Raw genomic sequence first — 12,629 nt, forward strand, 5'->3', positions numbered from 1 at the left:
GGCATACAAATACATACAGGGTCATTACCTCTTGGAGCAATTGTAGCTATAGCTTTTATGCTTGTAACAAAAGTTATTAATTGGAGAGAAATTGATGATTTAGTTAGTGGTGGTATAGGAATTATGGGATTAATTGCTTTTATTATGTTAATTGCAGCAGGATATGGAAATGTAATAAGAGAAACAGGAGAGATAGCTCCACTTGTTGAAAGTGTAGTTGGAATAGTAGGTGGAAGTAAATTAATGGGTTCACTAACTATGCTTTTAGTTGGACTTTTTATAACAATGGGAATTGGAACATCTTTTGGAACAGTTCCTATTTTAGCAGCAATATATGTTCCACTGTGTTTAGAGCTTGGAATATCACCGGCAGGAACAATAATACTTGTAGCTTGTGCAGGAGCTCTAGGAGATGCAGGATCACCAGCATCAGATTCAACACTTGGACCAACATCTGGATTAAATGCTGATGGGCAGCATGATCATATAAGGGATACATGTATTCCTACATTTTTACATTTTAATATACCTTTGCTTATAGCAGGAGTTATTGGTGGGGTATTATTCTAAGGAGGACGATTAATTTGGAACTACTAATAGGAAGTAAAAGATTAACACTAGAGGATTTAATAAATGTAACAAGAGAAGATTATGCTGTAAGAATTTCAGAAGAGGCTATGAAAAAAGTTGTTATAGCAAGGGAGCTAGTGGAAAGATATGTAGATGAAGAAAGAGTTTGCTATGGAATAACTACTGGATTTGGAAAATTTTCTGATACAATTATTTCAAAAAGTGAAACAGCTGCTTTACAAAAGAATTTAATAATGAGTCACTCTTGTGGTGTTGGGAATTCGCTTCCAATAGATCAAGTAAGAGGAATAATGCTTTTAAGAGTTAATAACTTAATAAAAGGTCATTCAGGTATAAGACCTATAGTATTAGAAACATTAATAGAGATGTTAAATAAAGGAGTTACTCCAGTAATTCCAGAGAAGGGATCTCTTGGAGCTTCAGGTGACTTAGCACCATTATCTCACATGGTACTTGTAGTAATGGGAATGGGAGAAGCATACTTTAATGGAGAGCTTTTAAGTGGAAAAGAAGCTATGAATAGAGCAGGAATAGAGATTGTAGAGGAGTTATCTTCTAAAGAGGGATTAGCTTTAATAAATGGAACTCAGGTTATGACCTCAATTGGTGCTCATGCACTTTATGATGCGATTAATTTAATGAAGCATTTAGATATAGCTACTTCTTTAACTATGGAAGCTTTAAATGGAATAATTTGTGCATATGACCATAAAATTCATGATTTGAGAGGTCAAATTGGACAAAAAACAACAGCAGAAAATATTAGAAGAATATTAAAAGAGAGTACTTCAATATCAAAACAAGGAGAACTTAGAGTTCAAGATCCATATGCTTTAAGATGTGCGCCACAAATTCATGGAGCAAGTAAAGACGCTTTAAACTTTATAAAAGAAAAAGTTGAAATAGAGATGGATTCAGTAACAGATAATCCTTTGATATTTGTTGATGAAGATGAAGTTTTATCTGGTGGAAATTTCCATGGGCAACCAATGGCACTACCTTTTGATTTTCTAGGAATAGCTCTTGCAGAAATGGCAAATATTTCTGAAAGAAGATTAGAAAGACTAGTTAATCCATCTTTAAATAATGGATTACCGGCTTTTTTAGTAGAAAATGGAGGAATAAATTCAGGATTTATGATAGTGCAATATAGTGCTGCATCATTAGTTTCTGAAAATAAAGTATTAGCTCATCCAGCTTCTGTAGATTCAATTCCATCATCAGCAAACCAAGAGGATCATGTGTCAATGGGAACAATTGCAGCAAGAAAAGCATATGAGATTTTAGGAAATGTTAGAAAAGTTATTTCTATGGAGATCCTTGCAGCTTGTCAAGGGATCGAATTAAGAAAAATTGAAAAATTAGGAAAAGGTACAGAAGGAGCTTACAAAGAGGTTAGAAAAGTAGTAGAATATTATAAAGATGATAGAGTGATGTATTTGGATATAAATACAGTGGAAGAATTGGTAAAATCAAATGTTTTAGTAAAAACAGTTGAGGATAGTATAGGAAGTTTAAATATCTAAGGGGTGAAAATTATGGGAAAATTAGTTCAATGTGTTCCAAATTATAGTGAAGGTGTTGATCACGAAAAAATAGAAAAGATAGCATCTCCTTTTAAAGAGAATCCTAAAATTAAATTCATGGGATGTGAAGCTGATCCAGATTATAATAGAACTGTTATAACAGTAATAGGAGAACCAGAAGATATAAAAAAAGCTGTTATTAAATCAATGGAAATAGCTATTGAAGTTATAGATATGAATGTACAAAAAGGTGAACATTTGAGAATGGGAGCAATTGATGTTGTACCATTTATTCCAATAAAAGAGATGACAATGAAAGAGTGTGTAGAACTTTCTAAAGAGGTTGCAAAAGAGGTTTGGGAGAAGCTAAATTTACCAGTTTATTTGTATGAAGAATCAGCTAGTGCACCAAATAGAGTCTCTTTACCATCTATTAGAAAAGGTGAGTATGAAGGATTAAAAGAAAAGATGCTACTAGATGAATGGATGCCTGATTTTGGGAATAAAGAACCTCATAAAACAGCAGGAGTTGTAGCTATAGGCGGAAGAATGCCATTAATAGCATTTAATATAAACTTAGATACAGAAAATGTATCTATAGCAAAAGAGATTGCAAAGGCAATTAGATTTTCAAGTGGAGGATTCAGATATATTCAAGCTGGACCAGCTGAAATAAAAGAAAAAGGGTTTGTTCAAGTTACAATGAATATAAAAGATTATAAAAAAAATCCAATATATAGAGTATTTGAAACAGTTAAAATGGAAGCAAAAAGATATGGTGTAAATGTAACTGGAAGTGAAATTATAGGAGCTGTTCCAATGGAAGCATTGTCAGAGTCTTTAGAATATTACTTAGGGTTAGATGGGTTTACAGTGGATAAGATTATTGAAAATGAATTGCTAAAATAGAGGTGATATATGAATACGGATTTAGTTATTTATAACATAGGGCAATTAGTAACAGGAAGAGAGTTAGAGATAGAAAATAATTCTTGTATGGAGAATATTGAAATAATTGAAAATGGTTATTTAGTTGTAAGAGATGGAAAAATAGTAACTGTAGGATCTGGTGAAATTCCTTCTAAATATGTAAATTTAACAACTAAATTAATTGATTGTGAAGGTAGAGTTGTAACACCAGGTTTAATAGATTCACATACACATTTAGTACATGGAGGATCTAGAGAACATGAATTTTCTAAAAAAATTCAAGGAGTACCATATTTAGAGATCTTAAAAAGTGGTGGAGGAATTTTAAGTACAGTAAAGTCTACAAAAGAAGCAACAGAGGATGAACTTTTAAAAAAAGCAAAGAAAAGTTTAGGTGTAATGCTCTCTTTAGGAGTGACAACTGTTGAGTCTAAAAGTGGTTATGGACTAGATTTAGAAACAGAGTTAAAGCAGTTAAGAGTAAATGAAAGATTAAATCATGAACAAGAAGTTGAAATTATTTCAACTTTTATGGCAGCTCATGCTACACCACCAGAATATAATGGAGATTCAGAAAAATTTATTGATGATGTTATAAAGATGCTACCAATAATTAAAGAAAATAAACTTGCAAAATTTTGTGATATATTTTGTGAAGAAGGGGTATTTTCAAAAGCTCAAAGTAAAAAATTATTATTAGAAGGTAAAAAATATGGATTAAAACCAAGAATTCATGCTGATGAAATTGAAAATACAGAAGGAGCACAATTAGCAGTTGAAATAGGAGCTTATTCTGCAGATCATTTAATGGCAATAAGTAATGAGGGAATAGAGGTTTTAAAAAATAGTAAAACTATAGCTAATCTTCTTCCTGGAACCTCTTTTAATTTAGGAAAAGAGTATGCACCTGCAAGAAAAATGATAGATTCAGGAGTTCAAGTTGCATTATCAACAGATTATAATCCTGGTTCTTGTCCTAGCGAAAATTTACAACTAGTTATGCAAATAGCAGCAAGTAAATTAAGAATGAGACCTTTAGAGATATTTAAAGCAGTAACTATAAATGCTGCAAAAGCTTTAGATAAAGAGAAAGAAATTGGATCTTTAGAAGAGGGAAAAAATGCAGATATAGTTATTTTTGATGCAGAAAATATAGATTATATTTTATATCATTTTGGAATAAATCATACAAAAAAAGTTTTTAAAAATGGGTGTCTTGTTTTTAAAAAATAGGAGGAATTAATGGATTTGTTTAATTTGTCAGTAAAAGATTTTTTACAGGAAGTAGATTCATCATCTCCAGCTCCAGGAGGAGGGTCTGTATCAGCTTTAGTATCAACCTTAGGGTCTTCGTTGGGTAGAATGGTAGCTCATTTAACATTCTCTAAAAAAGCATATAAAGAGCTGCCAGAAGAGGATCAACAAAATTTTTCAAAGTCATTTAATGAAATTGGTTTTTTAAAATCTAAATTAGAAATATTAATTGATGAAGATACAAAAGTGTATAATTTGGTGATGAAATCATATAAACTACCAAAAGAAACTGAAGAAGAAAAAGAGATAAGAAAAGAGGAGATTCAAAAAGCATTAAAAAAAGCGATAGAAACTCCTTTAAATATTTGTAAACTTTCTTTAAATGTTTTGGAAAACTTAGATTATATTTTAAAATTTGGTAATAAAAATGCTATTACAGATTTAGGAGTTTCTGCAATTCTTTTATTTTCTGGAATAGAGGGTGGAATTTTAAATGTAAAAGTAAATCTTTCATCTTTAGATGATACAGAATATAAAAATAAAACCCTAAAAGAAATAGAAAATATTTTAAAAGATTCAAAAAAAATAAAAGAAAATATTTTAGAAGTAGTAAATAGTAAATTATAAAAATAGGAAGAGCACACGCTCTTCCCACTTTTATCTATGACTTTTAATTTTTGGAAAATATTTAGTATGTAGTAATTCATGAGCTTTTCTACTTAAAGGATAATCTAAGTATTTATCATAAATTGCTAAAACTTGTGGATTTTCATGAGATCTTCTAATAGTAGAAGCTTTATCAATACTATTTAATCCTTCTGCTCTTTTTTCTAAAGTGATCTGTTTTTTTATAGCTTTAGGTTGTCCACCTCCACCTACACATCCACCTTTACATGCCATGATTTCAATTGCATGATAGAACTCTTCACCATTTCTAATTTTATCTAGCATTTTTTTAGCTTCTTCAAGTCCATGAGCAATACCAATTCTAAGTTCAATATGACCTATTTTTAAGTCACAACTTCTAAATCCTTCCCATCCTCTTAACTCTTCAAACTCTATATTATCAACTTTTTCACCAGTAATCATTTCAATAGTTGTTCTAGTAGCAGCTTCAATAACTCCACCAGTTCTACCAAATATAATACCAGCTCCTGAATATTCACCTAAAGGATTATCAAATTCTTCCTCTTTAACGTTTGGTAAATCAATTTCAGTTTCTTTTAATATTTTTATAAGCTCTCTTGTTGTGATAACATAATCAGTATCATAGTTATCTCCTCTAGAAAACTCAGGTCTTGCAGCTTCATATTTTTTAGCAAGACATGGCATTATAGCAACTGCTGTAATTTCATCTCTTTTATATCCTTTTTCTTTAGCCCATATATCCTTTGCAATAGTAGAGAAAATTTGCATAGGTGATTTTACAGTTGATGGAACATCTAACATATCAGGATAACTTTGTTCAATAAATTTAACCCAAGCTGGACAACACGATGTTAGAATAGGAAGTCTTACAGAGTCGTCACCTTTAAAGTATTTTTCAAGTCTTGATTGAAATTCAGTAGCTTCTTCCATAATAGTTAAATCAGCAGCCCAAGCTGTATCAAAAACATAGTCAACACCTAGCATTCTAAGAGCGCCATTAATTTTCTTTTCAATATTTACACCAGGTTCAAAACCAAAAGCTTCACCAAGAGCAACTCTAACTGCAGGAGCCATTTGAGTTATAACTATTTTACCAGGAGTAGATAGATCTCTTAAGAACATCATACTGTTATCTCCTTCGTTAATAGCATTAACTGGGCAGGCAGCAACACATTGTCCACAGTGAGTACATTTTTCAATATCAATAAAGTGTCTCTCTTTAATTTTACCACTAATACAATGTACAGGACAAACTCTAGCACATGCTGTACAACCGATACATTTGTTTGTAATTCTAAACTTAACTAATTGAGGACACTCACCTGTGTGACATCTATGTTCTTCAATATGTTGTTCAAACTCATGATAAAACGATTCAATAGCATCTTCTATAAGGTTTTGTTTTTGATGTAATTCCTCTTTAATTGTAGCTGAAAGCTGTCTTAAAAGATAAATATCTCTCATATTAGCTTTTCCTTTAGTAATTCTATCAAGAACTCTCCAAATTCTATCAAGTTCAAATTTAACGGGTAAATAAGTTCCATACTTTCCTTTAGAAAGTTTACCTAAAATAAATTCAACATAATATTTAGAAAATTGAACAATACAACTATCTTCAGATAATATTATTAATGTTTTTGAATGATTTGCATCAAAATATGAGTTAAAATCAACAATATCGTTAATATTAGCAATAGTAGAAAACCCACCAAAAGGTAATCCAAATTGAGCACCTTTAAACAATTTATTTCCAGTAATACCGCCCGCAAGATCGATCATATCTTTAAGTGTCGCATTTTCTGGAACATCATAAATTCCAGGATTATTAACTTTTCCTGAAATAGTAACTAATCTATTTTCACCTTCAAGTCCTCCCATAAGATCACTTTCATTAAAAACAGAACCAAGAGAGGTTCTTAGTAAACTTTGTTTTTTGTTCATTTTTTCTCCTTTACTTCTTATGATTTTTTATGATTTGTTTCATTAAAAGCAGCTTTCGAGAACGTATAGTTCTTTCAGTTTCTAAAGAAATATTATTTTGTAATTCCTCTATAAAGGTATCACTTAAAGTAAACTTGTCTTTAGATAATAAATATTTAAATAATTTTAAAGAATTTAGATATATACTGATATATGAAGGACGGCTTAAAGTCAATCCATTATGATAAAATATATTAAAAAAGTTGTCTATGTTATTTTTAGTATCTGGAGGGTACATTATAAAATATTCAGGAATTGTATATTTTCCTTTTATAAAAGTATGTATATTTCCTCCTAAGGATAAAATCATATTAAATAAAATAGGATCTTTCTTTATAATAAGCGCTCTATGTAAAGATGTAAGTTTATCTTTTTTATTAAAAGTATTGATATTTTTTTCTTCAATAATACTATCTAGCTCTTTAATTTTTTCATCAAAATTAGGAAGTAATGAAAATTCTTCAGTTAGAAGTCCTTTTCTTGCTAAAGATATTCCAGTTTGATTGTTTAAGTTTTGATAGTGTACTAAGGCTTCTTTATATTTTTTTATTCCAAGTAAAATATCTCCTACAAAAAGGAAATCTTTCTTTTTTTTATAAAATTGAATAATTTTATTTATTTCTTTAGATGAAAAAGGTGAATTTTCAATGGAATTTTTAATTCCTTCTTTAATTTCTTTTTCTCTATAGGATATTCCAAAAATTTGATTTTTTTCAAGTGCACACATATAAAGAGAGTGATTAATAGCAGTATCAATTATAAGTTTTTTATAGTGATTTTGCTTTCCACTTAAATTTTCATTGTTTATTTTCTTTATTGCTAAATCAAAATCTAAATCAGTAATATCATTTTCAATTTCCCTTTCAATAATCCAAGTTGACTCTCCTGCCAATTCAAAAGCATATTGAGCTTCTTCAATTTTTTCTAATTTATAAAGCTTAATTCCCTCTTTAAGCCAATCTTTTTTTTCTTGTTTTATATCTTTGACTTCATGAACAAATGTTAAATTGTCATCTTTAACTAAAAAATCTTTAATTTGTTTAAGAATTAAATTAGATTGAATATTTTCTTCCATAATAATTAAATTTTCTTGTGCTCGTGTAATACCAACATAAAAAATATTAAAAAACTTTCTATATCTTTGGTCTTGTTTAACTTTTTTTGAAAATATTTTTTTCCATTCATCTTGATATTTAGAAGTTAAATTGTAACAAATAATATTTTTATATTCTAGACCTTTAATTTCAGGGATAGTAAATATTCTGTGTTTATTATCTAGTTTTTCATAAAGTTCATATTTTGTATTTTCATCAGGAACAACAATGGCAAAATTAACATCATTTTGAGCATCTCTAATTAAAGCAAGATTTGGTGATGTTAAAGAGATATCTCCTTCTTTTTGAATAGAGATCTCTTTGTAATCTTCAATTCCTAAATTCCCAATATATTCACTACGTAAACTAGAAAAATGATTGGCTAAAGCTACAATTTTTTTGCAACTCCTATAATTTTTACTAAGAACTTTAATATCTACATTTTTATTATAATTTGAGTAAAAAAGATTTTTTATTCTATCAAAATTAAAATATGTAGAATTAACCATTTGATGGATATCACCAGCTAGAAATATATTTTCTCTATCTTTTGCCAATGTAACTAAAGAAAAAATTTGTAATTCAGTTAAATCTTGAACTTCGTCTATTATTATAAAATCATATTTTAAGTGTAAGTTGTATAGCATAATAGATAAGTCATTTAAATCAAATAACTTATTATCTTTAAGCCAAGAATTATATTTTTCAGCAATAGAGTACATTTGTATTCTAATATCTTTTGAAAGAACAGAGTATTTAGAGCTGAGATTTAAGTAAGTATCTAAAGTAATTAGAGAATTAGATAGATCTCTATTCCAATTATCAGCTTTATTAAAAATCATTATTCCTTTAATAATTCCATTTATTTCAGAGAATATCTCTTCAGGAGATAGCTTGAATTTTTTATAATTAGGGTATGAATAAAATAGAAATTCTTTAAATTTTTCTAAACCGATTATTTGTTTTCTTTTTATATTGAGATGTTTAGCAAAAAAATCTTTTATTGTATAAAAATGACCAATAGGTAGATTTTGTTTAAATCTAAATTCTAAATATTGTTCTTCTGAGTTTTCTTTTAAATATTGATTTGCTGTTAAATAAAGAATATTAGAATATTCATAAGTATTATAATTTTCCTCTAAATTTAATAACTTTCTTAATGTTAAAGTACTTTTTCCGCTTCCAGCACTTCCAGCGATAAAGTACGGAGGGTAACCAGCTAAACATGAGTATTGTTCATCATTTAAATAATAATATTTGTATTTATTTTTAGAGTAATTTTCTACAAAATCAGTATCTTCTAAAATTTCATAAGTAATAACATTATTCCAATTAAAATGTATTTCATCAATAAATTGAATATCATCATTTTCATTAAATGTAATAAAATTTTCTAAATTATAACTTTGTAGTTCTTTTCTTTTGGCTTTTTTTACTGCTCTATCATGAGAAGAATAAAGCAAAAATATTATATTTCCGTCAGTTTCTCTAGAATAGTTATTTAGAATAAAAAAAATACGATCACCATTATCTACTCTAAATTCAAAAAGAGAATTAGTTCCTTTGATTTTTTTTGTCCAAAAACCCTTAGGGAAATCAAAAGAAAATAGATTGTTATTTTTAATACAATCGTAAAAAAAATTTAATCTATTTAAAACCTTTTCATTTTTTTCTAGAGGAATACTTTTAAAAAAATAATCAGTGATTAAAAACTTCATATGTTTCCTCCATAAATTCATTTACTCTAATCTTATACCATTGTCATAAAAATTTCAAGAAAATTGAATTGTTTATACAAAAAAGAACTTGGATTAACCAAGTTCTGTTTATTTTGAGTTGTTTTTTTTACTTAATAAATTACAGCCACCTTTATATTCTGGAAAATGATATCTAACTAAAGAGGCAATAAAATATTTATTGATACTATTTTTTTTGATAAACTCTTTAAAACCTTTATGAAGGTTAATTTTACTAATTAATTCAGGAATTAAAATATTACCATCATCATCATTATTTAGTACAAGTTTTTTGAAAAGTTCACTCTCATTTTTAGTTATTGAAACAAAATCAATTAAACCGATAAATGATCTATCAAAACTAATAATTTCATTGGAATTATCAATTGCATTGTTCAAAGAAACGTTAGAATAGTTTAATTTTTCTTGAATATAGTTTTTTTCTAAAATTTTACCTTCTGTTTCAATAAACTTTTCAAGTTCTTCAACTCTATTAAACTCTTGATCTCCAATAGTTAAAACACGACTATTTCCATTTGTTGTAAGATTTAATTCTTGAGCAAAGTGATATTTAAATAGAGAATAAAATACATGATCAGAGTAAATTCCAATTATATTTAATTCTTTTTCTAAATTTTTATAAACAGCGATACTATCTATATAATTATCATTAAAAGATAGAATAGTATCTTTTAATTTAATGAAAGCTTCTACATTATACTTGATTTTATTAATATGAATATATGTTCTTGAATCTGTCATAATAATTCCATCAATTCTTGAAAGAAGTCCTTCAAGTCTACGAGCTAAATAGATAGATGAACTTTCACTTGTATTAGTTAATTCATCAGAATATAAATTATATTCTAATTTAGTGTTGATATCTTGAACAATTATTTTTATAGTGTTTTCATCTACTCTAAGAGGATGTAGAACTAGCTTGACAAAATAAAGTTCTAAAATATCTTTATAACCACTATTTTGAACATAATATTTCCCATGTTTTTCATATCCTAACTTAGATATGATTTTTTCAATTTCATCTTGCTCAACCCATTTAAATGATTTAAAACTTGTTCTAATGGTTTTAACATTTTCAGTTGTAAGAATATTAGTAAATTCTAAAGAATAAAATATTTTAAAGAAACGTTCTCTTCTATCAAAAAGAAACAGATCTAGAAAGTCAATATAAAATGGTCTTGAGAAAATCTCATTTTTCTTTAAAAAACTAACTAAGTAAAGATGTTCGTGTCCAAATAACCCAATCATCTCTTCTAAAGAGATTTCATCTTTAAAATCAGATTGTATTTTTAAGGCTACATTTAAATTTGTATTTTTAAAAATAGAAGCTACAATTTGTTTTAATTTAATTTCAATTTGTCTAGTTCTTTCACGACTAATATTTCTTTGGCTTCCAATTTCTTCAAGTGTTTTATTTTTTTCTAGTCTATCTATAAGTAATTTAATATCTTCAGGAGATAGAGTTAAGTTTATTTTCTTTAAAGTTTCATTTAAAGGTAGTGTTGTAGTACAGATTTCATAGATTTTTTCTAAGTCATTAATTGATAGATGTAGATTATCAATTTCATCTTTAGAATAACTTAAAAATCTTCCAACAGTTATATTTTCTATATTTTTTATATGAAATATGATTTTGTCCAATCGACAATCCATAATAATTTGGTAATTTTTTTGATTTAAAAGTCTTTCTTTAATTTCAATAAGATCATTTTTTATATCAGAAATTCTTCCAGGACCAACTCCAGGAATAGAAGAATATTTAATAAGAAGTTCTTCATTAATTTCTGAAAGGTATTTTATGTTTTCATCTGAACAAAAGTTTAAAAATTTCAACTTTTTTTCATCGCTGTTAATAAATCTATCGATTCTAAGGTAGTTGCTCCATAAGTTATATGTACTCATCAAAATTCCTCCCCAAACACTCTTTCATCCTATGTTTTATCAAGGTTCAAAGTTATTTTATTTTTCGTTCACTATTATATGTATTATACTTTTCTTTGAATAATTCTATATCATTTTGGCTAAATTCATAGCTCTGGAGAGATTGAAAATCAAAAGTATTTAAATCTCTCATAAATTCAATATTGTGATCACTTAAAATATTTAATAATTTTCTGGATTTTTGGTAAATTTTTGTAACTCGATCTCCTTTTAGAAGAAGTGTTTTCACTTCCCATTCGATAATTCCTTTTTTATAATCTTGATATTTTTTAGCAGCTTCTGCACAATGTTTCTCATTTATAAGTAAAGTTGTAAATAAATCTAAAGAGATATCTTGAAGATAGATAATATTATTTTCTAAAAGTTTCTCTCTAATATTAATAAATTTATTCGTAGAATAAAATATGTGTAAATCAACTAAATATATAAAAGACCATTCATCTTTAGGGATTATACTATTTATATGGGTTAGGGTATTTTTTAAAAGTAAATTTTCTTGTTGTAAATTTCTTAAATTTTTTTCCATAAGTTCCCATTGTTTCCTATAATTATTAACTTCACTTTTTTTATCTGAAGTATGGGCATTTATAATAGTGCTTTTTGCATTTAGTTCTTCTTTTAAATTATTAATAGTTTCAGATAGAGACAGATTAACTTCTTCTAATTCTTTCATATCTTTGCCATTAAACAACTTAGATAAAAAACTCATATATTCCTCCTTGAATAGTCATAAATTATATACTAAGAATAGTTTTTTATTCTTTCTTTATACGTCTATTATAGTTCATTTTTTTTAAAAATTCAATTTAAAATATACACTGTGTCAAATAATTGACATTACTTAATACATAAAGTAATATAAGATCGGAAGAGCGTCGTGTAGGGAAAGAGTGTACGTCCTGGTGTAG

The 12,629-nt window shown here is 27.4% G+C and carries 9 protein-coding genes; 5 read left to right on the plus strand and 4 right to left on the minus strand.

The features are described 5' to 3' along the window. From Q0V09_RS03505 to Q0V09_RS03525, 5 genes are all read left to right on the plus strand, one after another. Positions 1 to 570, plus strand: a 570-nt coding sequence (locus Q0V09_RS03505; protein WP_297487187.1) for a Na+/H+ antiporter NhaC family protein, incomplete at its 5' end; no start/stop codon positions are given. 14 nt (positions 571 to 584) lie between these two features. Continuing rightward, positions 585 to 2,117, plus strand: coding sequence for a histidine ammonia-lyase (gene hutH / locus Q0V09_RS03510; RefSeq protein ID WP_297487189.1), 1,533 nt, complete (start codon positions 585 to 587; stop codon positions 2,115 to 2,117). 12 nt (positions 2,118 to 2,129) lie between these two features. Next, the gene (ftcD, locus tag Q0V09_RS03515) at positions 2,130 to 3,026 is read left to right on the plus strand and encodes a glutamate formimidoyltransferase (RefSeq protein WP_297487191.1); all 897 of its coding nucleotides are present in this window, start codon (positions 2,130 to 2,132) and stop codon (positions 3,024 to 3,026) included. Positions 3,027 to 3,035: 9 nt separating this feature from the next. After that, positions 3,036 to 4,280: an imidazolonepropionase gene (gene hutI / locus Q0V09_RS03520; protein ID WP_297407749.1), complete on the plus strand. Its 1,245-nt coding sequence runs from the start codon at positions 3,036 to 3,038 to the stop codon at positions 4,278 to 4,280. A gap of 9 nt (positions 4,281 to 4,289) precedes the next feature. Next, positions 4,290 to 4,928: a cyclodeaminase/cyclohydrolase family protein gene (locus Q0V09_RS03525; protein ID WP_297407750.1), complete on the plus strand. Its 639-nt coding sequence runs from the start codon at positions 4,290 to 4,292 to the stop codon at positions 4,926 to 4,928. Between the two features lie 30 nt (positions 4,929 to 4,958). Here Q0V09_RS03525 and Q0V09_RS03530 read toward each other — a convergent pair whose 3' ends face one another. The 4 genes from Q0V09_RS03530 to Q0V09_RS03545 all read right to left on the minus strand — a co-directional run bounded on the left by Q0V09_RS03530 (position 4,959) and on the right by Q0V09_RS03545 (position 12,430). Next, positions 4,959 to 6,890 (minus strand): [FeFe] hydrogenase, group A, encoded by a 1,932-nt coding sequence (locus Q0V09_RS03530; RefSeq protein ID WP_297487193.1) that lies wholly within the window; start codon positions 6,888 to 6,890, stop codon positions 4,959 to 4,961. 10 nt (positions 6,891 to 6,900) lie between these two features. Continuing rightward, the gene (locus Q0V09_RS03535; RefSeq protein ID WP_297487195.1) at positions 6,901 to 9,741 is read right to left on the minus strand and encodes a UvrD-helicase domain-containing protein; all 2,841 of its coding nucleotides are present in this window, start codon (positions 9,739 to 9,741) and stop codon (positions 6,901 to 6,903) included. A gap of 108 nt (positions 9,742 to 9,849) precedes the next feature. Beyond that, a complete protein-coding gene (locus tag Q0V09_RS03540) occupies positions 9,850 to 11,682 on the minus strand; it encodes a sigma factor-like helix-turn-helix DNA-binding protein (protein ID WP_297406624.1) in 1,833 nt (610 codons plus the stop codon). A gap of 52 nt (positions 11,683 to 11,734) precedes the next feature. Further along, positions 11,735 to 12,430 (minus strand): hypothetical protein, encoded by a 696-nt coding sequence (locus tag Q0V09_RS03545; protein WP_297406623.1) that lies wholly within the window; start codon positions 12,428 to 12,430, stop codon positions 11,735 to 11,737. Positions 12,431 to 12,629: the final 199 nt, after the last annotated feature.

The organism is uncultured Cetobacterium sp. (assembly GCF_947039425.1).
GTDB lineage: Bacteria > Fusobacteriota > Fusobacteriia > Fusobacteriales > Fusobacteriaceae > Cetobacterium_A.

Excerpts from the sequence above, each read along its gene's own strand:
- hutI (WP_297407749.1), top strand. The coding sequence starts at position 3,036 with ATGAATACGGATTTAGTTATTTATAACATAGGGCAATTAGTAACAGGA.
- ftcD (WP_297487191.1), top strand. The coding sequence starts at position 2,130 with ATGGGAAAATTAGTTCAATGTGTTCCAAATTATAGTGAAGGTGTTGAT.
- Q0V09_RS03525 (WP_297407750.1), top strand. The coding sequence starts at position 4,290 with ATGGATTTGTTTAATTTGTCAGTAAAAGATTTTTTACAGGAAGTAGAT.
- Q0V09_RS03540 (WP_297406624.1), bottom strand. The coding sequence starts at position 11,682 with ATGAGTACATATAACTTATGGAGCAACTACCTTAGAATCGATAGATTT.
- Q0V09_RS03535 (WP_297487195.1), bottom strand. The coding sequence starts at position 9,741 with ATGAAGTTTTTAATCACTGATTATTTTTTTAAAAGTATTCCTCTAGAA.
- Q0V09_RS03545 (WP_297406623.1), bottom strand. The coding sequence starts at position 12,430 with ATGAGTTTTTTATCTAAGTTGTTTAATGGCAAAGATATGAAAGAATTA.
- Q0V09_RS03530 (WP_297487193.1), bottom strand. The coding sequence starts at position 6,890 with ATGAACAAAAAACAAAGTTTACTAAGAACCTCTCTTGGTTCTGTTTTT.